This window comes from Alishewanella sp. d11, assembly GCF_049390205.1.
Lineage (GTDB): Bacteria > Pseudomonadota > Gammaproteobacteria > Enterobacterales > Alteromonadaceae > Alishewanella.
Genome location: NZ_CP186547.1, coordinates 586,293 through 610,932 on the forward strand (window position 1 = coordinate 586,293; position 24,640 = coordinate 610,932).

Below are 24,640 nucleotides of genomic sequence, written 5' to 3' on the forward strand. Positions count from 1 at the left end.
GATATTCGAAAAGCATTTACCTGTGAATTGGCATTAATTAACGACCAGACAGCGCAGTGGCAGACAAACTTGAGCGTTCAATGGGCTGCCCATGTAAAATCACGGTTTGAATACTGTCCCAGCCGCCGACATCTTGTAAAGGGTTTTCTTTTAGCAACAGTAGATTCGCGACCTTACCAGAACTAACGGTTCCATAGTGCTGATCCAGCTGCAATATACGCGCATTGTTTATAGTCGCTGCCTCAAAAATAGCCTGAAGCGAAATACCCGCAGCGGCCATTAGCTGCAGTTCCAGATAAGTTCCGTAACCCGGCTGATGACTATAGGCCGGAGCAGAAGGTGTGTCACTAGCCAGCAATAGCGGATGCCCCATTTGATAAAGTAACTGTGCCGCCAGAGCGCCGCGCTTGCCAGTGAGGCGCAAGCGCGCAGCGGCATCGGATGCAGGCAAACCACCAAAATCTGCCAGTAACTCCTGTTTAAACCATTGAGCTTCATCCAATTGATACCAGTTCAACAATGCTGCCGGTACAACATGTCGCAGCTGTGGATCCGCCAAAACATCAGGATCCAGCATGGCGGCCAGCCGTGATATGACACTTAACGTAGGCTGGTACCCTACCCCTGCCAGATAAATTTTCTGCAAGTGTGCTGCTAACTCTTCCTCTATCCCCTGCGGCGTAGTTGACATACCTGTCCAATTCCACAAGCCATGAGCCAGCACATCTACTTTACTGTCCAGTGCAATTTGCTGCATATCAAAAGCGTTAGCATGCGCAAACAACAGCAACTGGTAATGACTGGCTTGTATCCTGATTTCCTTCAATGTTTCCTTGCTATACAGTGGTAAATGACTGGCATCGCCAAAGCCATCTTCAATAAAAATCTTCAGGCAGTGGGCGCCACTATCAACAATGCGCTTAACGACGATTGCAGGCGTATTTGCCTGCTCCCCTGAAGTAGGCTGTTTTATAGTATGTTGCTGAATAACGTTTGGGTGCTCCGAGTGGGGGTTACCATAACCACCTGCCACAGGTGCAGCGCCACAGTGCCATAAATCAGGCGCTTGTGGTTGCTGTTTAAAGATGGCGATCCCTTGTGGGCTGCTGCTTAGGTCCAACAATTGCGTTACGCCAAAATACAGATAACTACGCGGCTGCTGCCGGAAAAACTCCGGCAAATAGTCACTGTCCCTGACAGACAGTAAACCCGGTGCGTCGCTGACATGCACATGGCTGTCCATTAACCCTGGGGTTAAATATAGGTTCTGGCCATTAAGCCTTTCCAGCCCCAGTAAGTCGCTGGGCGCCAATGCGGTACCTGCTTCGGCTAATCTGACGATGATACCGTCACGGATTAACACCTGCTGATTGGGCAATGCACCGTCAAGCTCCGGCGACAACACCGTAACCGGCTCTATCAACAAGTTTCCGCTGTGCTGTGCTGGTATTGCTGTTACAGTCTCGTTCAGTTGCGCTTGCAGCGGGCTTGACAGCAGGATCGCCAAACACGCAAACTTCAGCAAGATTTTATACTGTGGTTTCATTTTGTTGCTCCATTGGTTAACAGGCCAAAAGTGCCACAACATGGTTTTTTATACCTGAAGAACCCCTGAAGTTTTTCTGAATAATGTGAGTGTCAGCAGATTTCGTATGCAAAAATCAGACAATACCAAGCCATTACATCAGGCGATTACGTCGACAACTGCCATGTCACCGCAGCTACACACTTGCTGGAAGCTTGGAGACTGGCTGATTGAACCTGCCCGTAACAGGATAAGCCGCTCAGACGAAGAGCTACAGCTAGAGCCCAGACTAATGACGGCATTGGAGTTATTACTAGCTGCGAATGGACAAACTGTCAGTGACGAACAACTATTGGGCACAGTCTGGCCTAATGTGGTGGTATCGGATTCGTCTTTATATCAGGTAGTCACTCAGCTAAGAAAAGCATTACGGGATCAGCATAAGCCCTACCAACTGATCGAGCGGGTACAACGTAAAGGGTATCGCTTGTTGCAAGATGCGATACCATTGCCAACAAATACGTCCCGGCAACGCACTGACGATATCTCCAAAACTCGTTGGATTTATACCGGAATAACGCTGACTTTACTGTTGCTGTGTGCTTTGTGGCTGTATAACCCGCAGCTGGGCACAGCCCCATCGGCAAATTCTGACCAAAGCTCCGGCGCTCTTGCAAGCAGCGCGCAACTAACAGCAGCGGAAGGATTCAGTGACCAAGACTGGACTATGCTGCAACAGGCGCTTTATTTGTTAAATCAGCCACAAGCAGAAGCTATCAGCAACGCGGTACAAATTTTCCGTCAACTGCTTCCTGCTTATCCCACTTATCCGCCGCTGTTGGTCGGGCTATGTAACAGTTATCACGCTATGCATATCTATAGCGATTGGCCACTACAAAAAGTATTGGCACTTTGCGAACCATTATTGCAGCAGGCGTTACAACAACAAACTGATTTTGCGCCGGCACTAGGTAGTTTTGGTGCCTTGCAATTATCCAGACACAATCTGGCCGGAGCCAGTTATTATTTGGATAAAGCAATGCTTTTTCAGCCAAAAGATCCGCAAATATTATTATGGCGAGCCGCCCTTTACCGGGCGCAGGGACATTACGACAACGCAGTAAGCTTAATGGCAACAGCTACTGAACTAGCGCCGTTATCAGGTTTACTAAAACGGCATTATGCTTACAGCCTGCTAGGCAACGGCGAGCTTAGCCGGGCTCGCGCAGAATTTCAGCATGCTTTGCTGCTGGAAGATGATTACTCAGATCGGGCATTGGATGAATTGGAACTACTGCCGCTGACCAGTCAGCGCGCACTGGCATTTCTGCTCTGGGCAGAGCGTTTTCCTGACAGATTAAATAGCCCTGAGCGCTGGGCGCAATTAAGCCTGATACAACTGAGCCTGCAACAAATGGAGCTGGCAGAGGCCAGTTTACAGCGTGCTGTGTCGATGTCAGATACGCATCCCTTTGTGTTATTGGCACAAGCTATGTTGGCGCAGGCCCAAGACCAGACCACAGAGGCAAATGCTTATCTTCAACAGCGAGTGAGCCTTAAACCACAGCATAAAATTTTTCAGCTACAGGCACTGTTCCTATCCGCGCCAGCAATGACAACATCACAGCAAAGTGCCTTCTATAGGCTGCTGCCACATTATCAGCAGGATGCAGATCTCGCCATCCAACATGATCTAACAAATAATGAACAACTTAACGTGCTGTATTTTCTGTTGAGCCTGCCGCCGCCCCAAAGGAAAGCCTACCAAAACCGTATTAGCGCTTATGTCAGCAAGGTACAGACTGCAGATAGCCTAAGTTTACAATTGCTCTGTGCGGTTGGTCTGACAGATCAAGCAAACCAGTTGGCGCTGCAATTACTAGCCAACGATTGGCTACCATCACCACATGATGACTACTACCTGGCCGAACAGCATCCGTTGTGGCAGCAGTTATCAGGCGAGTTTATCAGTAAGCTGCAACAGCAACGGCAAAAGGTCTTAACCGCTTTTGCTGCAGAAATAGCACAGAGAAAATCTAATGAAGGGCAACAGTGACCAAAGTTATGGACATAGCCGGTCAATCGACCAATTGCCGTCGTCCTGCTTCGAATACATAAAGCGGTCGTGCAACCGATGCTCTCCGCCCTGCCAAAACTCTACTTGGTGAGGCCGTACTAAAAAACCACCCCAAAACGAAGGCAAAGGGACTTCGCCATGTTCAAACTTATGTTTAATTTCGGCAAATTTTTGCATCAACGCTTGGCGGGTAGAGATGGGCCGGCTTTGCTCAGAAGCCCAAGCTGCTAACTGACTTTCTTTCGGTCGAGATAAAAAGTACTGCATGACTTGCGTATTGGATACGCGCTCAGCCGTACCATAAACAATCACTTGCCGTTCTAATGGATGCCAAGGGAAATGCAAACAGACCTTTGGATTTTCCGACAGCTCAGACGCTTTACGGCTACCGAGGTTAGTGTAAAAAGTAAAACCTGCTGTATTAACATCCTTTAGCAGAACCAATCGCTGTGACGGCTGGCCACTACTATCGACAGAAGCGACGCACATCGCCGTCGGATCGGGCAGCTCAGCGGCGATGGCGTCTTTTAGCCATAGCTCAAACTGTGCTATCGGATCGGCATTAAGTTTATCCAAATCCAGTTTATCTTTGGTATAACTGCGGCGAATTGCGTCTATTTTCATGTTACATCCGTTCCATTACTTCAATACCCAGTAAATCTAGGCCTTGTGCTAAGAGCTTAGCGCTTAAAATACTTAGCATTAAACGGCTGTTACGCTCAGCTGGTTCAACCCCTTCTTTTAAGATGGGACAGGCTTCGTAAAAGGTCATAAATAAACTGGCCAGCTCGTATAAATAATTACACAGCAAATTGGGCTGCGCATCTTTTATCACTTGCTGCAAGGTTTCTTCAAAACGCAGCAGTTTTACCGCTAATTGCTTTTCTTGCTCAGCGTTAATCACAATAGCCGCGCTAAAATCGTCTGCGACTTCGGCTTTGCGTAAAATACTACGAACCCGGGTATAGGCATATTGCAGGTAAGGGGCGGTTGCGCCTTCAAAACTGAGCATGGCATCCCAGCTAAAAATATAATCGCTGGTACGGTTTTTTGATAAATCGGCAAACTTCACTGCGCCAATACCAACCTTACGCGCAATTTCGGCAATTTCCGCATCCGATAAATCGGTCGCTTTTTCTTTTACCACTGCTTCAGCGCGTACTACCGCTTCTTCCAGTAATTCGGCCAGTTTTACGGTACCACCAGTACGGGTTTTAAACGGCTTACCATCTTCGCCCATCATGGTGCCAAAGGGGCAATGATCATAGCGGGTGTTATCCGCTAATAAACCGGCTTTACGGGCGGTAATCTCCACTTGTTTAAAGTGCAGTGCCTGGCGTGCATCGGTAAAGATCACAATACGATCAGCACCCAGTTCAATACTACGGTATTGGCAGGCCGCTAAATCGGTCGTGGCATACAGAAAACCACCGCCGGTTTTCTGGATTATAAAAGGCGAAGGATTACCTTCTTTATCGGCTAACTCTTGTAAAAACACCACCAAGGCACCTTGGTCTTCAACCGCAATCGCTTGCTCAACCAACTGGTCTACTATCGGTTGAAGCATACTGTTATAAGCACTTTCCGGCTTGATATCGGCATCCGTCAGTGTCACGTTAAGCTTTTGATAAACGTCATTGCTGTGTTTTACCGAGGTATCAATAAACAGCTGCCACAGTTTTTGACAATGCGCATCACCGCTTTGTAGCTTAACCACATAGTCCCGCGACTTATCGGCAAAGCCCGCTTCATCATCAAAGCGTTTTTTCGCAGCGCGATAAAAATCTTCCAAGTCAGCCAGCGCAACGCTTTCTAAGTCCACGCCTTCGGCTAGTTTATCTTCTAAATGCGCAATCAGCATACCAAACTGGGTACCCCAGTCACCCATATGATTCTGCCGAATCACTTTATCGCCCCAGAATTCCAAGCTACGTACTACAGCATCACCAATAATGGTTGAGCGTAAATGACCAACGTGCATTTCTTTCGCTAGATTAGGCGCTGAATAGTCCACAACAACGGTTTGCGGTGCCGGATTCTGACTTACCCCTAAGCGAGTATCTGTGGCGGCAACACTCAGCTGTTTGGCTAGCCAGTCGGCTTTTAAGGTGACATTAATAAAACCTGGGCCAGCAATTTCGACCTTGTCGGCCAGCTCGCTAAGATCTAACAATTCAACCAACTGCTGCGCTAACTGGCGCGGATTGGTTTTTAATTGTTTAGCCGCGCCCATGGCACCGTTAATTTGGTAATCGCCAAACTCTACGCGAGTGCTTTGCGTTACCGCTGGGTTAGTGCCTTCGGGTAAGCCCAACTGCGCAAAAGCAGCGAGGGTTTTCTCTGTTAAAAGTTGTTTAATATTCATTGACCTAACCTGTTAGTGCTCACGGGTTTTAAAGAATTTGATTTTTGGATACCGCTCCATTGCCAGGTTAAGATTAACCATGGTGGGTGCTATGTAAGTAAGGTTATCGCCACCGTCAAGCGCTAGGTTGTTACTGGCTTTGTTTTGGAATTCCTGTAAGGCCTTAGCATCATCAGAATATACCCAACGAGCCGTGCTAACGTTAACGCTCTCGTACAGCGCATCCACGTTATATTCGGATTTTAAGCGATGCACTACTACATCAAACTGTAGCACCCCAACCGCACCGACAATGAGATCGTTATTATCTAAGGGCCGGAATACCTGTACAGCGCCTTCTTCAGAAAGTTGCACTAAGCCTTTTAATAGCTGCTTTTGCTTAAGCGGATCGCGTAAACGGATACGGCGAAATAGTTCTGGGGCAAAGTTTGGAATACCGGTAAATTGCATATTCTCGCCGGTAGTAAAAGTATCGCCAATTTTGATGGTGCCATGGTTATGTAAACCAATAATATCACCAGCATAGGCTTCTTCTAAGTGCTCACGATCACCGGCTAAAAAGGTTAGCGCCTGTGGAATAAGTACATCTTTGCCAATACGCACATGACGAACTTTCATACCTTTTTCGTATTTGCCTGAAACAATCCGTAAAAAAGCCACGCGATCACGATGCTTCGGATCCATATTAGCCTGGATCTTAAACACAAAGCCGCTAAAACTGGTTTCGCTTGGCTCGACGGTACGAGTATCGGTAGCGCGAGCTTGCGGAGCGGGTGCCCATTCAGTTAAGCCATCCAGCATGTGATCCACGCCAAAGTTACCTAAAGCGGTACCAAAAAAAACCGGTGTTAACTCCCCTTTTAAAAACAACTCGCGATCAAATTCATGGCTAGCGCCTTGCACCAGTTCCATTTCATCGCGCAACTGCTGGGCATAATAACCAATACGCTGATCTAGCTCAGGATTGTTAATACCTTTGATAATATCGACGTCCTGAATGGTGTGCCCAAGACCGGACTTATAGAAAATGACTTCATCACGCAAAATATGGTAAACGCCTTTAAACTCTTTACCTGAGGCGATTGGCCAGGTTATCGGCGCACAGGCGATCTTTAAGACGCTTTCTACTTCATCTAATAAATCAACTGGATCACGGATATCGCGGTCCATCTTATTCATAAAGGTAATAATGGGGGTATCTCGCAGCCGAGTGACTTCCATCAGCTTAATGGTACGATCTTCAACGCCCTTGGCGCCATCGATGACCATGAGACAAGAGTCTACTGCCGTAAGTGTCCGGTAGGTATCTTCCGAGAAGTCTTCGTGACCTGGAGTATCTAGCAAATTGACTAAACATTCATTGTAGGGAAATTGCATTACCGAGGTGGTTACCGAGATACCACGCTCTTTTTCCATTTCCATCCAGTCTGAGGTAGCATATTGCCCAGACTTTTTACCCTTCACCGTACCGGCTTTCTGGATTAATTGTCCGAATAATAACACTTTTTCGGTAATGGTGGTTTTACCTGCATCAGGGTGACTAATAATAGCAAAGGTACGGCGGCTATTTACTTCCGCATTAAAAGCTTGAGTTGTCATAGGTTCCGAGATTATTGGGGCGCGTACGCAAAGGGTAACGGCGCAATCATAAATAGGGTTATTATAACAGCAGCTAACGCAGGGTCACAGCGCCTTTATGGCTGATCTAGCATTAGTTAGCATTTATAAGGCTAATGGCAGGCACATCAGAATAGCATCTTCTCGCCCTTGTGGGCCAACATAGTAATTGGCGCGGCGGCCGGTTTCAATAAAGCCCAGTTTCTGGTACAGCGGAATTGCCGCCGTATTACCTGCCCGCACTTCCAGCCAGGCCTCCAGTGCGTTACGCTCAAGGCATTGCTCAATATAATGACTCAGTAATTGCTGACCAAAGCCCTTGCCTTGCGCTGTTGGCGCGACACAAATATTAAAGAGCTGGCTTTCAACACCCAGAAACTGACCAAAGTAAAAGCCTTGCAGCACGTTATTCTGTAACAGACCATAACTAAAATACTGCCCACCAAAACAGGAACGAAAAACGCCTTCGCTCCAAGGATAAGGGTTGGCAGCTTGTTCAATAGCCGTTAGCAAGGGTAAATCAGCCAACACTAGCGCACGAAGCTCAATCATAAAACTGCTCAGATAGTAATTGCCAAAGCTGGCGTTTTAGGGCTGTTTGCTGCAGCAGCGCGAGCGGTGGCGTAATCAATATTTGCTCATTAATCTGACTATGGCTGGCCAAGCTATCAATTTGCCAATGCGTCAGCCTAGTTTGCGGCAAAATAGTATTAATATCGTCTGCTAAACGAGTTGCAGGTATCGGCTGATAACGGGAGTGTGCAGAAATCTCGGTTGCTACATCAACAGCACTGCCAGCATCAGTGCATTGAACATCTATGCTTTGAACATCTATGCTTTTAATATCAGTGCCGTGAGCAGCAGCCTCGCTACTGGCAGAGGCTGACTCATTTTCAACTACATTATTGACAGCGGCTAAATGCGTAAAAAAATTAGCTTTGGCCGCTAACGGCATTATGCCGAGCTGCTTGAGTAATAAAGTTTGAGTGTGAGAATGTGTTGTCATATCAAGAAGTGGCAGGGGCAGAGGGATTCGAACCCCCAACCATCGGTTTTGGAGACCGCTGTTCTACCAATTGGAACTATGCCCCTAGCGTTGGAGTCGCCATTATACAAAGAACTTGTAAAAGGTAAAGCGAAAAACATAATGAGCCTACTCAAGTGAATAGAAAACAAACACTTTATACCAGAAAAGTTTAGCCCGGTAAGTACCGGGCTAGCAAAAAATTTAATTTGCGTCGGATTGTCGATACTTCTCAAACCAATAAATAGCATAAGCAGGTTTTGCCATCATATTACTTGGCCGAGTATGAAGCGCATGAGATGCACCAGGGATCCGTACCATAGCGCTATCAATACCTAATAATTGTAACGCTTGATAATACTGCTCTGTCTCAGAGATTGGAGTACGGTAGTCTGCTTCTCCAGTAAGTAACAACGTTGGTGTTTTTACCTTTGCCACATGCTGTATTGGCGAATGCTTTAAGTAGTGCTCTGGATTCTCCCAAGGCAGCGCAGGAAACCAGTATTGACTAAAATAGCTGTACATATCCGCACTAAGTACAAAGCTATACCAATTAATTACCGGATTAACCGCAACCGCCGCAGCAAAACGGTCAGTATGCGCAATACTCCAAGTCGTGAGCACCCCGCCGCCACTACCACCGGTAATAAACAGCTCTTTGTCATTAATAAAACCGCGACTGATTACCTGATCAACGCCATCCATCAAATCATTAAAATCATAGCTTGGATAATTATGATGGATAAGATTGGCAAAATCCTCACCATAGCTAGTACTGCCGCGCGGGTTAGTATACAAGACGACATAACCTTTCGCGGCCATCAACTGTAACTCCATGGCAAAATAAGGCCCATAGGCGGTGTGGGGACCACCATGAATTTCTAAAATTAGCGGATATTTTTTACTTGCATCAAAAGCCGGTGGATAAATTAACCAGCCTTGCAGCTTGCGTTTGTCTACTGATGATTCGTACCAAAATTCCTCAACCTTGCCGATTTCCCGTTTAAATAGCAGCTCGCGGTTAAAAGCCGTCAGCGTTTGTTGTTTACTACGATGCTTGGTTGCCAGCTCAGCTGGATAAACCGTGCTCGCTTGGGTGTAGGCAATTAAACCATTATTCGCCAGTGCAAACTGACCACCACTATAAGGTCGGCTGTAAGAGACACCGCCTAAATCATCGGTTAAGACCTTTACACGGCCAGCTAAATTAAGCTCTGCCAGATAACCTTTACCTTCACTATCGTAGGAGATAATAAGACCTTTACTATTGGCTTGCCACTGAAAACTACTGATACTGCGATCTAAAGGTTCTGTCAGGTTTTTACTATTTTTACCATCCAGATCCATGACATACAAACGCATGGCCTGATGCGCCAATTTACGATCATCATAGCCTAAATAGGCAATTTTTTTACCATCTGGCGATACTTGCGGCTGACTATCCGGACCGTAACGATCGGTTAAGACCGTCAGTTGACGACTAAGTATATCTAACCGAAATAACTCGGTATTATTTGCACGCTCGCGCCAGTTGTCATGGCGATTGGCTGAGAAAAAAAGCGCTGAGCTATCTGGATGCCAGCTTAAACTGCCACCATGATTGAATTCGCCTGACGTCAGCTGTACAGCACTCCCTCCCTCTGCTGGCAACAGATATATGTGGGTATAGCCAGCCGCTAAATAGCCAGCACCGTCCGCACGATATTGGCGACTATCAATATAAATGGGGGCTGGCGCCCAATCAGCATTAACAGGTTTGCCAGGTAAGGTAACTGGCGCAGGCTTATTGATGGGTGTAAACATAGTAAAAGCCAGCCATTTGCCATCGGGTGACCAACTTAGATTAGCCGGCGCTTGCGTAAGACGGCTTAACTGCACATTGCGGCCACTGTTTAACCAATACAGATGAATTTGTTGTCCGGAAATATAAGCAACCTTGCTATTGTCTGGCGACCAGCGGGGGGAATGCGCATTCTGTTCAACTCCAGTCAGGGCTTGTAACTGGCCTTTGCTGTCAGCAAGCCATAACATGGAACGACGGCGATCGGCTTGCCGATCCATCCAATTTCTAACAAACAGAATCTGTTCGCCTTTGCTATCAGGCTGCGGATCCGACACAAACTCAATTTCAAATACATCGTCATATTCAAGTGGGGTTGTTACCGCCAAAGAATTAAAACTAATAAAGAAAAAAACCAGAAATCCGTATATCAAGGTAACAAGGCGCATTTTTTATTCCATAGTACTGTAGTAACATTTACCATACTAAAAAAAACACCGCTAATCCAATAGGCTATGCGCTTAACACACTATAAATGAAGTTAGAAATAGATTATTGCTAGCATTAAAGTTCTGAGATATCAGCGAAGATCCTATAATCAATAATCTCCCCATCCAAGATTTGTAGGATATTAGCAAAAGGTACCGTTAACGTTGTATGATCATGCCGTGTATAAGTCACTAATCCACGACAAATCACCATGTCATCAGGCTGCCAACAAGCCAATACCTGATGCTCGATAGCTGCAATAGATTGCAAGAAAGCATTCACAGCATTAGTAACATTGGCTTTACCGTCAACTTGCGGCCAATTTGCAAAACAAAAAATAACATCCTCATTCAAAAAATCAGTAAACGCACTAATATCCTTAGCATCAATACTTTTAAATAGCTCGCTAATCATCACATAAAGCCTCTTCTTCAATTAATCAATATGCATTATATACGCTTAAGACTGTAAAAAATTGTGATTAATCAATATCAAGATATTTACAAAAACGCTGCGGATAACACTTAGTAAAATCGCTTTGGCATGGCTCAGGTGATCAAGATGTGCTATAGGGATTAGGCTGTGCTGAACAAACTTTAAGATGGAATGGTATAAGGTGCCTTCATGCCCCTCGCAGCGCTCGGGGCGTTCAGCCGGCGCCAAGCCAAATTGTTGGTTTATCGAAAGACCGCTGCACTGTACTACTCTCGCATGGCGACAAAACTGCTGGGAGCAGTTTTGGACTGCCGAAGGCAGGCCCGAAGGGCGAAACACAGGGAGGTGTTTCGCAATGCCCCGCAGGGGCTGTGGCTGCAATACGGGTGTAGTATACCCGCGTAGCGGATAAAGCAAAAGCCCACTCGACTGAGTGGGCTTTTTGGCTTTATGAGGTGCCTGGCGGTGTACTACTCTCGCATGGCGAATGCCACACTACCATCGTCGCAGCTGCGTTTCACTTCTGAGTTCGGAATGGGTTCAGGTGGTTCCACAGCGCTATTGCCACCAGGCAAAAACGTGTCAGGAACAACGTTTTAACGCACTTTAGTGCGGCCCGCTTGCGGGTCAAATGCATGGATGCATTTGATAAAAAATTGTCGTTCCATCTTTAATCTAGCAAGCTGATTAGGTTACTCACAACCTTCTTCTAAAACATCTTGGGCGTTGTATGGTTAAGCCTCTCGGGCAATTAGTATGAGTTAGCTTAACGTGTCACCACGCTTCCACACCTCACCTATCAACGTTGTGGTCTCCAACGACCCTTTAGTAGGCTTAAAGCCTAAGGGATGACTCATCTTGTGGCCGGCTTCCCGCTTAGATGCTTTCAGCGGTTATCCGTTCCGAACGTAGCTACCGGGCAGTGCCATTGGCATGACAACCCGAACACCAGCGGTTCGTTCACTCCGGTCCTCTCGTACTAGGAGCAACTCCACTCAATCATCCAACGCCCACGGCAGATAGGGACCGAACTGTCTCACGACGTTCTAAACCCAGCTCGCGTACCACTTTAAATGGCGAACAGCCATACCCTTGGGACCAACTTCAGCCCCAGGATGTGATGAGCCGACATCGAGGTGCCAAACACCGCCGTCGATATGAACTCTTGGGCGGTATCAGCCTGTTATCCCCGGAGTACCTTTTATCCGTTGAGCGATGGCCCTTCCATACAGAACCACCGGATCACTATGACCTACTTTCGTACCTGCTCGACGTGTCTGTCTCGCAGTTAAGCTGGCTTCTACCATTACACTAACCGTACGATGTCCGACCGTACTTAGCCAACCTTCGTGCTCCTCCGTTACTCTTTAGGAGGAGACCGCCCCAGTCAAACTACCCACCAGACACTGTCCGCAATCCCGATTCAGGGATATACGTTAGAACATCAAACATACAAGGGTGGTATTTCAAGGACGGCTCCACCAGGACTAGCGTCCCAGCTTCAAAGCCTCCCACCTATCCTACACATGTAGGGTCAATGTTCAGTGCCAAGCTATAGTAAAGGTTCACGGGGTCTTTCCGTCTAGCCGCGGGTATACGGCATCTTCACCGCAATTTCAATTTCACTGAGTCTCGGCTGGAGACAGCCTGGCCATCATTACACCATTCGTGCAGGTCGGAACTTACCCGACAAGGAATTTCGCTACCTTAGGACCGTTATAGTTACGGCCGCCGTTTACCGGGGCTTCGATCAAGAGCTTCGCTTGCGCTAACCCCATCAATTAACCTTCCGGCACCGGGCAGGTGTCACACCCTATACGTCCTCTTACGAGTTTGCAGAGTGCTGTGTTTTTAATAAACAGTTGCAGCCAGCTGGTCACTGCGACTCTCACGTGCTTACGGAGCAAGTCCTTCACACACAAGAGCGTACCTTCTCCCGAAGTTACGGTACTATTTTGCCTAGTTCCTTCAGCCGAGTTCTCTCAAGCGCCTTGGTATGCTCTACCTGACCACCTGTGTCGGTTTAGGGTACGGTCACCAATACCTGAAGCTTAGAGGCTTTTCCTGGAAGCAGAGCGTCAGCAACTTCGTCACCGTAGTGACTCGTCTCGTGTCTCAGTCTTAGAGAAGCGGATTTTCCTACTCCTCCAACCTACGCACTTTCACGCGGACTACCAACGCCGCGCTTGCCTAGCTTTCTCCGTCCCCCCATCGCAGTATTGGCCGGTACAGGAATATTAACCTGTTTCCCATCGACTACGCCTTTCAGCCTCGCCTTAGGAGCCGACTCACCCTACCCTGATTAGCATGGGATAGGAACCCTTGGTCTTTCGGCGGGGAAGTTTTTCACTCCCCTTATCGTTACTCATGTCAGCATTCGCACTTCTGATACCTCCAGCATCCTTCTCAAGACACCTTCGCAGGCTTACAGAACGCTCCTCTACCACTCACACTTAGTGTGAATCCGCAGCTTCGGTGGATGATTTTAGCCCCGTTACATCTTCCGCGCAGGCCGACTCGACTAGTGAGCTATTACGCTTTCTTTAAAGGGTGGCTGCTTCTAAGCCAACCTCCTAGCTGTCTATGCCTTCCCACATCGTTTTCCACTTAATCATCACTTTGGACCTTAGCTGGCGGTCTGGGTTGTTTCCCTTTTCACGACGGACGTTAGCACCCGCCGTGTGTCTCCCGAGTAGTACTCATTGGTATTCGGAGTTTGCATGGGGTTGGTAAGTCGGGATGACCCCCTAGCCCAAACAGTGCTCTACCCCCAATGGTATTCGCTCGAGGCGCTACCTAAATAGCTTTCGAGGAGAACCAGATATCTCCGAGCTTGATTAGCCTTTCACTCCGATCCACAAGTCATCCCCTACTTTTTCAACAGTAGTGGGTTCGGTCCTCCAGTTAGTGTTACCCAACCTTCAACCTGCTCATGGATAGATCGCCCGGTTTCGGGTCTACACCCTGCAACTATTCGCCCAGTTAAGACTCGGTTTCCCTACGGCTCCCCTATTCGGTTAACCTCGCTACAGAATGTAAGTCGCTGACCCATTATACAAAAGGTACGCAGTCACCCAACAACGTGGGCTCCCACTGCTTGTACGTACACGGTTTCAGGTTCTATTTCACTCCCCTTACAGGGGTTCTTTTCGCCTTTCCCTCACGGTACTGGTTCACTATCGGTCAGTCAGGAGTATTTAGCCTTGGAGGATGGTCCCCCCATGTTCAAACAGGATACCACGTGTCCCGTCCTACTCGTTTTCACTATAAAGGTGTTGTCGTGTACGGGGCTATCACCCTGTATCGCTCAGCTTTCCAGATGATTCCACTAACACCAATCTAGCTTAAGGGCTAGTCCGCGTTCGCTCGCCGCTACTAACGGAATCTCGGTTGATTTCTTTTCCTCGGGGTACTTAGATGTTTCAGTTCTCCCGGTTTGCCTCGTTACACTATGTATTCATGTAACGATAGTGCATAAATGCACTGGGTTTCCCCATTCGGACATCTACGGATTAGCGCCTCTTACCGGCTCCCCGTAGCTTTTCGCAGGTTAGTACGTCCTTCATCGCCTCTGACTGCCAAGGCATCCACCGTGTACGCTTAGTCACTTAACCATACAACCCCAAAATGTCTTGAAGTGCAGGTGTGAGTAAGGTATACAATATATGTATCCTTGATTTGTTTCTTTTTACATCAGCTTGCCAAATTGTTAAAGAGCAGTTTGAGATAAACTCAAATAGAAAAACTTAAATGTCTTAAGCGTTTATATTTGAATTTTAGGAGCAATCAATTACCTTGATTTGTCGGTCTTACGTGCAAAATTAGTGGTGGAGTTAAGCGGGATCGAACCGCTGACCTCCTGCGTGCAAGGCAGGCGCTCTCCCAGCTGAGCTATAACCCCATTTAATATGGTACATTCGTTGTCAGGCTAGGCGCAGTGAACCGTAGCATACTTACAGTATGTGAGGTTTGCTGCAACAACGCTTGGCGCCGAATTGGTTGGTCTGAGTAGACTCGAACTACCGACCTCACCCTTATCAGGGGTGCGCTCTAACCACCTGAGCTACAGACCAATTGTAAAAACCTTTGCTCTATCTCATGCAATCAATCATCTGTGTGAACACTTATAACTCATTCTATATAGGTAAGGAGGTGATCCAACCGCAGGTTCCCCTACGGTTACCTTGTTACGACTTCACCCCAGTCATGAATCACAAAGTGGTAAGCGCCCTCCCGAAGGTTAAGCTACCTACTTCTTTTGCAACCCACTCCCATGGTGTGACGGGCGGTGTGTACAAGGCCCGGGAACGTATTCACCGCAACATTCTGATTTGCGATTACTAGCGATTCCGACTTCATGGAGTCGAGTTGCAGACTCCAATCCGGACTACGATACGCTTTAAGAGATCCGCTCACTGTCGCCAGCTTGCCTCCCTCTGTACGTACCATTGTAGCACGTGTGTAGCCCTACTCGTAAGGGCCATGATGACTTGACGTCGTCCCCACCTTCCTCCGGTTTATCACCGGCAGTCTCCCTAGAGTTCCCACCATTACGTGCTGGCAACTAAGGATAAGGGTTGCGCTCGTTGCGGGACTTAACCCAACATTTCACAACACGAGCTGACGACAGCCATGCAGCACCTGTCTTACAGTTCCCGAAGGCACAAACACATCTCTGCGTTCTTCTGTAGATGTCAAGAGTAGGTAAGGTTCTTCGCGTTGCGTCGAATTAAACCACATGCTCCACCGCTTGTGCGGGCCCCCGTCAATTCATTTGAGTTTTAATCTTGCGACCGTACTCCCCAGGCGGTCTACTTAATGCGTTAGCTGCGATACTCAAAGTACAAGACCTCGAACATCTAGTAGACATCGTTTACGGCGTGGACTACCAGGGTATCTAATCCTGTTTGCTCCCCACGCTTTCGCACCTGAGCGTCAGTATCGTGCCAGGGGGCCGCCTTCGCCACTGGTATTCCTCCAAATCTCTACGCATTTCACCGCTACACTTGGAATTCTACCCCCCTCTCACGTACTCTAGCTTTTCAGTATCGGATGCAATTCCCAGGTTGAGCCCGGGGCTTTCACATCCGACTTAAAAAGCCGCCTGCGTGCGCTTTACGCCCAGTAATTCCGATTAACGCTTGCACCCTCCGTATTACCGCGGCTGCTGGCACGGAGTTAGCCGGTGCTTCTTCTGTGGGTAACGTCAAGAATTGCTACTATTAACAACAACTCCTTCCTCCCCACTGAAAGTGCTTTACAACCCGAAGGCCTTCTTCACACACGCGGCATGGCTGGATCAGGCTTGCGCCCATTGTCCAATATTCCCCACTGCTGCCTCCCGTAGGAGTCTGGGCCGTGTCTCAGTCCCAGTGTGGCTGATCATCCTCTCAAACCAGCTAGGGATCGTCGCCTTGGTGAGCCTTTACCCCACCAACTAGCTAATCCCACGTAGGCGCATCCGATAGCATATGGCCCGAAGGTCCCATACTTTGGTCCGTAGACATTATGCGGTATTAACAGTCGTTTCCAACTGGTATCCCCCTCTATCGGGCAGCTCCCTACGCATTACTCACCCGTCCGCCGCTAAATCAGGTAGCAAGCTACCCTCATCCGCTCGACTTGCATGTGTTAGGCCTGCCGCCAGCGTTCAATCTGAGCCATGATCAAACTCTTCAATTAAAGTTCTTTCTGCCAAATTAATGGCGCTCAGTCACTGACTAAATTTCTTTGGTCACTACTGATTAATTTCATTTCGAAATCATCATAAGTGCCCACACAGATAATTGATTGCTAATTGTTAAAGAGCGCGCTTTGAACTTCAAAGCGGGAGGCGTATGTTACACTTCCCAGATTTTAAGTCAAGCGTAAGGAAGATTCTTTTTTAAAACTCTTCGTTACGATTAACTCAACTTTACAACACTTCGCTTTTCGAGGCTTTCGTTAGCACCCTGAAGCGAGGCGGCCATTTTAGTGATTTTAAACTTACTGTCAAGCGTCTTTTTAAAAGATTTTTGCAACTCGCTTTATCACTCGGTTACTGCTATGTTTCTGGTGAAGCGCAGCGCCCCGTGGCATGGCGCGCATTATAGGGCGTTTTAGAAATGGTGCAATAGTAATTATCAGAATTTCTTTAAAACCCACACCAACCGCACAAAAAGCAACCGAACCGCGCATTTTAACGACAAAAGATCATGCTTATAGTTCTACTAAGGCTATTTTATGGTTATACACCATCATAAATAAAAGCCTTCTGCCCTACGTTGTAGCTTATACAGTTGTTATACCGTTAGCTCGAGCTGAGCCATATCAACCTTAAACTCTCCCCTCTTTATCAGTAACAAAAATTATTGTCGCTATATGTAGTCTTATAATTATAGCTCCATAATTATCGCTGTTTATATGATGGGGCTAGGCCTGTCGCTCCAAGGAGTGAAACTCATAAGGGAAGTTCGCAAGTAATGCTGCAGCTTAGATAATAATGACTATATAGTCGTTTACGGTAGAACTTAAACTTCTTGGTCTGAACTTGTTAAAGCAATTCTTGTTATGGCACTAATAGCTGCCTTTAATAACTATCAATTTTTCGCTCCAATCCTTAAGAACCAATAGATGATAACTGCTATTGTAATTATCCCCTCTTAGATGTCCTGCCATTTCTCAGTTTTGGTTTTCCAAAAGAAGAATAAGTAATTTTAAGCAGCTTATGTTTGTTAGCGTCTAAAGAAGAAGTGTATATAAAGAAGGATAGGTAGTTGAAACTTGTTGAGCAGCCAAAGGCTGGTCCCATAGAGATGCCTGCAATTTTGCACAGCTTTGCTGGCCTGCGAAGCAGGTTTTTGCCATGGACGGCTAAAACAAAAAAACCGGCCTTAGCCGGTTGATTTGGTGCAGATGGAGAGACTCGAACTCTCACGCCTTGTGGGCACAAACACCTGAAGCTTGCGTGTCTACCAATTCCACCACATCTGCGAGATATGTTAGGCTATGCGCTTAACATGGCGTGCAGTATAGCGACTTTATTATTTTCGTCAACTGACAAACTGCACATTTTGTTAAGGCACATAGCGATCGTTTAATTACCAAACAGCACGCTTATTATTTAGCCTTTTTAAGCAAACCAATCTCTTCAAGCCGTTGCATCAAGTAATCATTTGAATTAATTGGCTCAGGATAGCGATCTGGATTCTCAGTACTGATACAAGTTCCTAGTGTTTCAATAACAAAATCCGGATTAGGGTGCATAAAGAAAGGAATGGAATAACGTGGCTCACCCGCTGCCATACCGGCAGGGTTAATAACACGATGCGTGGTTGATGGTAAGACATGATTGGTCAACCGCTGCAACATATCACCAATATTAACAACTATAGTGCCTTCAATAGTGGTTACTGGTAACCAGCTACCATCGCGACGCAAAATCTCTAGACCTGCTTCGTTTGACCCAACTAATAGAGTGATCAGATTAATATCTTCATGCTGACCTGCACGAATCGACTGCGTAGAGGTATCTTGAATGGGTGGATAATGTATTGGTCGTAAGATCGAGTTACCGTAATTTACCTTATCAGCAAAATATGTTTGCTCTTGCCCCAAAAACAAAGCTAAGGCTTCTAAAACCCTGTTACCTAACTTTTCTAATTCAGTATATAAACGATAAGTTGCATCTTTAAATTCAGGGATCTCAGACGGCCATACATTCGGATACAAACTTGAATGGGGTGCTGGACCATCAAGTTCACGACCTACGTGCCAAAACTCTTTAAGATCAGGATGATTCGAATCTTTGGCTTTTTCTACCCCAAAACCGGTATAGCCGCGAGCGCCGCCTTGACCAGGTTGAGCATAGCGCGCTTTTGCCTCATTAGGTAACGCAAAAAACTGCTTAATTGCTTTGTAAGTATTCTCTACCACGTCATCTGGAATACCATGGCCACTAATGCCACAAAATCCAAATTCAGTGTAGGCCTTGCCAATTTCGGCAACAAAGTTATCTTTGTCGGTGGCAAACCGTCTTATATCTAACGTTGGTACATGCTGTGTCATATAAAAGACCTGTTTTTAGCCTAAGTAAAAAAAGAACCCTGCTATCGCAGCGCTCATTAAGTTCGCTAATGTTGCAGCAAGTAAGGCTTTTAACCCTAACTCGGCAATATCAGCGCGGCGACTTGGAGCCATACCACCCAAACCACCTAATAAAATGGCAATTGAAGAAAAGTTAGCAAAACCACACAAGGCAATAGTGACAATGACCTGTGTATGGGCACTTAGCTCTTCCCGTACTTGCACAAAGTCGAGGTATGCGACAAATTCATTAATAACCAGTTTTTGACCAATAAAACTGCCGGCTGCACGCGCTTCATCCCAAGATACCCCAAGAATAAAAGCTAAAGGTTGAAATACATAACCAAAGATTAATTGTAAGGTGAGATCGTCTTGACCAAACCAACCACCAATACCACCCACAATACCGTTGACTAAGGCAATTAACCCTACAAAGGCCAGTAACATGGCACCAACATTTAGTGCTAATTGCATACCACTTGATGCACCCGCTGCAGCAGCATCAATTAAATTGGTATGTGGCTTCTCACCACCTATTTCTGTTAAATCGTTTTTTGGTGTTTCTGTTTCAGGCAAAATCATCTTGGCCATCAAAAAACCACCCGGTGCAGCCATAAAACTGGCGGCAATTAAATACTTTAATTCTACGCCTAGACCAGCGTAACCAGCTAAAACAGAACCGGCAACAGAAGCTAAACCACCCACCATTACCGCAAATAACTCAGAGCGAGTCATGGTAGGAATAAAAGGTTTAACGATAAGAGGAGCCTCGGTCTGTCCCACAAAAATATTGGCTGCAGCTGACATAGACTCAGGGCGACTAGTACCCAGTAACTTTTGCAATCCGCCACCGATTAAGCGAATAACCCAAGTCATAATACCTATATGGTAAAGCACTGCGATTAGGGATGAGAAAAACACAATAATGGTTAATACGTGAATAGCAAAAATAAAACCTTGCGAAAAATTTCCCAAATCACCGAATAAGAACTGAATTCCCGCATTGGCATAACCAATTACGTTTGCAACAACTTGCGAAATCTCATAAAGCTTTTCTTGCCCATAAGGCACGTAAAGTACGAAAGCTCCGATCGCTATCTGTATGGCAAAAGCGCCACCCACAGTACGCCAATTTATGCGACTTCTATTTGCAGAAGCCAGATAGGCTACTAATAAAAGGACAACAATGCCCACTAATCCCATCATAGGTTTATTCCCAGGTTATTATTCTGCCAGGAGCTGGCGAATCTTTGCTTTTATAATATCGATAGCGATTTGATTTTTACCACCGCGGGTAACAACCAAGTCAGCATATTGTTTGGAAGGTGCAATAAACTCAAAAAAGGCTGGACGTACCGTGCTTTCATATTGCTCAGTAACTGAAGCTAAACTCCGACCACGATCTTCTAAATCTCTTTTAATCCGTCGTAACAAACAAATATCTAAAGGCGTATCCATAAAAACGCTAATGTCAAACTGCTCTCGCAGCTTTTCATCTGTTAACAATAAAATGCCTTCTACTAATATCACTTTGGCTGACTGAATCTTAATGGTTTCATCCAGTCGAGTATGTAATTTATAACTGTATTGCGGCATGGCAATGCTTTGCCCAGCCCGCAAGTTTTTTAAATGCTCAACGAGTAATTCATGCTCAAAAGCAGAAGGATGATCATAATTAGTGAGGATTCGTTGTTCAAAAGATAAATGGCTTTGATCACGGTAATAGGCGTCTTCAGACAAAATTGCAATACGCTCGCCACCAAGCTCAGCCACCAACTCCTGATAAACCGTTGATGCAAATAAACTTTTACCGGAGGCTGAAGCACCTGCGATAGCAATAATGGTATTTTTACCCATAAAACAGCCTAACGTTTTTAAAATAGCTGGTAATTATCGCTAATAACGAGGCAATTAGGAATAAAAAATCTAAAAAAAATGCCCGCATAGCGCGGGCATTGAGATAAAAGGTGTAGATTAGAATTTATAGCTCAGGCCAAGTCGAACTTCCCAAAGCGAAGGTTCAAGTCGTCTATTTTCAGCTGTAGGCTTTCTAAAATTATAAACATACTGCCCTTGAGTATTAATACTCGCCGTTACCGCTGGCGTTTGTGAACTACCTTCTTTCACAACCCCCCAGTCGTCATCAATAAAGTTACCGATATTCTCCATAACCAAATAGACACTACCTTTATGATTTGGACTAAAGCCAGCAAATTGTTGCTCAACCCTAATATCGAACTTATTCCACCAGCTACCACTGATTGCATTGCGAGGCATAATTGAGCCTCTAAAGCCATCTAAGTTTTGCTCGGTAACCCAGTCATTAAAGGCCGCTTTATTTTGCTCTGATACAAATACCACTTGCGTATCATTAAGCGTCGGCACATATAAAAGTTGACGACTTGCATCATTGAAGCCTAGACCAGTAGATGAGCGGTTAAAAGTATAACCATAAGCATTGCTTCTCACAATTTGGCCAAATAAGCTAAACCGTGTCTCATAACCAGAGATAAACTCATGAGCATAAGATAAGTTCAAAGTAAAACGATGCGGAATTTCATAATCAGAAGTTGCCAACGATAGATTCTGCGTATCTGATGCAGCAACAAAATGATAGTTAGAAAACGCTACAGAACTATTCATCGGATGAACGTCTTTTGCATCAACAAAAGCGTAGCCCAAAGTTGCATTTACACCATTTTCATACTTTTTCGATAACGACATAGAGACAGTGGTAGATTTACCATCATCATTTTTGCGATTCGTTAACATAAAGTCATTGTTAGAACCACGACGAGAAGTATACACCGGTCTGCCATCAGGAGCTGTTGCGGTTTGATCTAAGGCTAGATCAGTTATTAATGCAGAATCTTGTTTTTTGCTATGAATAACATCCGCAGATAAGGTGTAACCATCCAAGAAAGTATAAGTCGCACCTAAAGCATATTTCCACTCAGATGGGATCTTAAAGTTAGGATCAGTTACGTTTGTAGAAACATCTACGGCACTACCACCAACACGATCAAACAGGCTTTGCGGTACATCATAGCCAGGGCGGCCTTGTCCGACAAGGGCTGCAGCATTTGGTCCTAAGAGCCTTACGTTACGTTCATTAAATTGACGATTTCTAACACCATCATTTGAGTAACTGTTAGAGATCCAAACGTTTGGATTACCACCTGAATAAAGACCAATACCACCTCGTACTTCAAGATCATCATTTACAACCCAGTTAACGCCTAAGCGTGGCTGTAATAAATCTTTACCATCTAGGTTCTGCTGATTTGAAAAACCATAGCGTTGTTCAAAATTCGGGTTATTTGTAGGTAAATCATCACTGGTATACCAATCATAACGTAAGCCCGCAGTGATGGTTATATCTGCATTGGGTAAGCGATATTTATCTTGGAAATACAAAGTGTTGATTGCATACTTAAACTCACCAGCAGCATCTCTTGGGTTATGAGAAGCTGCATTTCCGTAGTAAGCACGTGCTACACCATTGCGGAAATTATCGATAGCACTAACTAAGATAGCACCTGTATTGCGATCAACCACATTCTCAAAACGATATTGACCCACGGCATTTTGGACGAACATATTAAAAACGTCTAAATTTTCATACTCATAACCAAAATACAATTCATGGTCATTTAAGTAGTAAGTTCCTGCCAACTTGAATGATAAATTATCATAGTTAAGCTCATTGGCTTGACGAGAGTCATCTGGTCCAAGATAAACCGTAACACCATTAATCCCAATAATTTGCACCTCACCAAAGCCACTGGCGGCATCCAGAGAGTTTTGACGATTAGCTAACTTTGAGTAACCTAATCTCACCTCTGTAGAAAAATCTGGTGTCCAGTCTGAATAGAGAGAACTTACATAGGACTCTAACTTCGCACCACGCTCAAAAAAGTGGTTTGATAATGATAAACGGCTTGAACCTGCATCAGACTGTGAAATTGAAAAACCATCGTTGTAGTTATAAACGAAATTTAAGCGATGATAATCATTAATATTCCAGTCCAGTTTTACCAAGATTTTTTCATCTTCAACAGGCATGCTTGGAATAAGGGTACCAGGATCATAGTTGTAAAGCGTTTTTGATATCGAAGTGATCTCATCGATTACCGATTGTGAAACTAAACCATTAACAAAAGGTGCGTAATCAAAAATTTGCGAACCTTCAAGCTTTTCGTAAGCAATAAAACCAAAAAGGTTATTTTCAATTAACGGGAAACCAACATTAAATCCATAGCGTTTTTCGTCATATGAACCCAGATCTTGCTTATCACCTTCAAGCTTATTACCTTTTAAGCTGTCGCTGGTGTAATCAATGAAAACGCCACCGCTTACTTTATTATCACCTGATTTCGTCACCGCATTAATGTTACACGAAGTAAAACCACCATACTGTACATCAAATGGTGCAAGTTCCACGGCGACTTGCTCAATGGCATCAAAAGAAAATGGGATACGTTCCGTTGGATAACCACTAGAGTTCAAACCGAAGTTATCATTCATTCTCACGCCATCAACGGTGAGACTATTCGAACGAGGGCTACCACCAGCACATAAAATTGCACTGGCGCCACTTTCATTAATATAAATGCGTGGGTCAATACGAATAACGTCTTTTAAATCACGATTAACTGCTGGGGCAAGCTCAATAGTTTGCAGATCAAAACGCGCGGCAGGCGCATTATCACCGGTAAAGCTCGATAAAGCAGAACCGGTTACTTGAATACGCTCGACGTTTGCACTGGCAACCTCAAGCGATCTTGAGAATTGAAAAGTTTCACCAAGCGTTAAGAATATATCCGTCAATTCTGTATCACTAAATGTATCAGAATCGACAATAATTTTATAAGGACCACCAACACGCAGGCCTTGCGCGTTAAAAGTACCGTTGTTACTAACGATAACATTGCTGCTAGTACCAGAGGGTAAATGCACTATGGTAACTTTAGTTCCTGCTGCTGGTTCACCCTGCGGCCCCGTTATTGTGCCTCGAATCGCAGAAGATGTATTTGCAAAAGCTGCGCTGCTGACACCTAAAGCAAGCGTCACAGCCAAAGCTAAATGTTTAATTTTCATATTGTTTTCACCTGGTAGTTGTAATTTATAAACTAAATCCAATTTAGTTTCAGCAGAATTGGTTAAAATCTGGTACAAAGACTATACGAAAAATATGTCATTTTCGTTACAGCCACTAAATCTCAGGAACTTATCAGTAGTTATTATGTCTAAGCTCGCTGTCA

Annotated in this window: 14 protein-coding genes, 4 tRNA genes and 3 rRNA genes; 2 read left to right on the forward strand and 19 right to left on the reverse strand. The window is 45.5% G+C overall.

The genetic code is table 11. The features are described from left to right. Positions 1-37: 37 nt before the first annotated feature. Entirely contained in the window at positions 38-1,546 is a 1,509-nt protein-coding gene (locus ACO1PK_RS02855) for an amidohydrolase family protein (protein ID WP_423187169.1), read from the reverse strand. Between the two features lie 106 nt (positions 1,547-1,652). On the opposite strand from ACO1PK_RS02855, the gene ACO1PK_RS02860 reads away from it, so the two are divergent. Further along, on the forward strand, positions 1,653-3,581 hold the full coding sequence (locus ACO1PK_RS02860; RefSeq protein WP_423187170.1) for a winged helix-turn-helix domain-containing protein: 1,929 nt from the start codon (positions 1,653-1,655) through the stop codon (positions 3,579-3,581). 6 nt (positions 3,582-3,587) lie between these two features. Here ACO1PK_RS02860 and pdxH read toward each other — a convergent pair whose 3' ends face one another. The 13 genes from pdxH to ACO1PK_RS02925 all read right to left on the reverse strand — a co-directional run bounded on the left by pdxH (position 3,588) and on the right by ACO1PK_RS02925 (position 16,994). After that, positions 3,588-4,226: a pyridoxamine 5'-phosphate oxidase gene (pdxH, locus tag ACO1PK_RS02865; protein ID WP_423187171.1), complete on the reverse strand. Its 639-nt coding sequence runs from the start codon at positions 4,224-4,226 to the stop codon at positions 3,588-3,590. A gap of 1 nt (position 4,227) precedes the next feature. Then, positions 4,228-5,967 (reverse strand): arginine--tRNA ligase, encoded by a 1,740-nt coding sequence (argS, locus tag ACO1PK_RS02870; protein ID WP_423187172.1) that lies wholly within the window; start codon positions 5,965-5,967, stop codon positions 4,228-4,230. Between the two features lie 12 nt (positions 5,968-5,979). Next, positions 5,980-7,566, reverse strand: a complete 1,587-nt coding sequence (prfC, locus tag ACO1PK_RS02875) for a peptide chain release factor 3 (RefSeq protein ID WP_423187173.1) — start codon at positions 7,564-7,566, stop codon at positions 5,980-5,982. Between the two features lie 123 nt (positions 7,567-7,689). Further along, positions 7,690-8,136 carry a ribosomal protein S18-alanine N-acetyltransferase gene (rimI, locus tag ACO1PK_RS02880; RefSeq protein ID WP_423187174.1) on the reverse strand — a complete coding sequence of 149 codons (447 nt, stop codon included), beginning with the start codon at positions 8,134-8,136 and terminating at the stop codon, positions 7,690-7,692. Further along, positions 8,129-8,539 carry a hypothetical protein gene (locus tag ACO1PK_RS02885; RefSeq protein ID WP_423187175.1) on the reverse strand — a complete coding sequence of 137 codons (411 nt, stop codon included), beginning with the start codon at positions 8,537-8,539 and terminating at the stop codon, positions 8,129-8,131. The genes rimI and ACO1PK_RS02885 overlap by 8 nt, the downstream gene beginning before the upstream one ends. 60 nt (positions 8,540-8,599) lie before the next feature. Then, positions 8,600-8,676 (reverse strand) — tRNA-Trp (locus ACO1PK_RS02890). Between the two features lie 136 nt (positions 8,677-8,812). Beyond that, on the reverse strand, positions 8,813-10,837 hold the full coding sequence (locus ACO1PK_RS02895) for a S9 family peptidase (RefSeq protein ID WP_423187176.1): 2,025 nt from the start codon (positions 10,835-10,837) through the stop codon (positions 8,813-8,815). Between the two features lie 115 nt (positions 10,838-10,952). Further along, entirely contained in the window at positions 10,953-11,291 is a 339-nt protein-coding gene (locus tag ACO1PK_RS02900) for a nuclear transport factor 2 family protein (RefSeq protein WP_423187177.1), read from the reverse strand. A 478-nt stretch (positions 11,292-11,769) separates the two neighbouring features. After that, positions 11,770-11,884, reverse strand: a 5S ribosomal RNA gene (gene rrf, locus ACO1PK_RS02905). A gap of 158 nt (positions 11,885-12,042) precedes the next feature. After that, positions 12,043-14,926, reverse strand: a 23S ribosomal RNA gene (locus ACO1PK_RS02910). Positions 14,927-15,137: 211 nt separating this feature from the next. Then, a tRNA-Ala gene (locus tag ACO1PK_RS02915) sits at positions 15,138-15,213 on the reverse strand. 95 nt (positions 15,214-15,308) lie between these two features. Then, positions 15,309-15,385: transfer RNA gene (locus tag ACO1PK_RS02920), tRNA-Ile, on the reverse strand. 72 nt (positions 15,386-15,457) lie between these two features. Continuing rightward, a 16S ribosomal RNA gene (locus ACO1PK_RS02925) occupies positions 15,458-16,994 on the reverse strand. Together the 16S, 23S and 5S rRNA genes with 2 tRNA genes alongside form the textbook arrangement of a ribosomal RNA operon. Positions 16,995-17,388: 394 nt before the next feature. Here ACO1PK_RS02925 and ACO1PK_RS02930 point away from each other — a divergent pair. After that, positions 17,389-17,631: a hypothetical protein gene (locus ACO1PK_RS02930; protein ID WP_423187178.1), complete on the forward strand. Its 243-nt coding sequence runs from the start codon at positions 17,389-17,391 to the stop codon at positions 17,629-17,631. Positions 17,632-18,198: 567 nt separating this feature from the next. Here the strand turns inward: ACO1PK_RS02930 and ACO1PK_RS02935 are convergent. The 5 genes from ACO1PK_RS02935 to ACO1PK_RS02955 form a co-directional block, all read right to left on the reverse strand. Next, positions 18,199-18,284 (reverse strand) — tRNA-Leu (locus ACO1PK_RS02935). Between the two features lie 126 nt (positions 18,285-18,410). Next, on the reverse strand, positions 18,411-19,358 hold the full coding sequence (locus ACO1PK_RS02940; protein WP_423187179.1) for an isopenicillin N synthase family dioxygenase: 948 nt from the start codon (positions 19,356-19,358) through the stop codon (positions 18,411-18,413). A 15-nt stretch (positions 19,359-19,373) separates the two neighbouring features. After that, complete coding sequence (locus ACO1PK_RS02945) at positions 19,374-20,582, reverse strand: NupC/NupG family nucleoside CNT transporter (RefSeq protein WP_423187180.1); 1,209 nt, start codon at positions 20,580-20,582, stop codon at positions 19,374-19,376. Between the two features lie 18 nt (positions 20,583-20,600). After that, positions 20,601-21,233, reverse strand: a complete 633-nt coding sequence (gene udk / locus ACO1PK_RS02950) for a uridine kinase (RefSeq protein ID WP_423187181.1) — start codon at positions 21,231-21,233, stop codon at positions 20,601-20,603. Between the two features lie 117 nt (positions 21,234-21,350). Next, positions 21,351-24,476 (reverse strand): TonB-dependent receptor, encoded by a 3,126-nt coding sequence (locus ACO1PK_RS02955; protein ID WP_423187182.1) that lies wholly within the window; start codon positions 24,474-24,476, stop codon positions 21,351-21,353. Positions 24,477-24,640 lie beyond the last annotated feature (164 nt).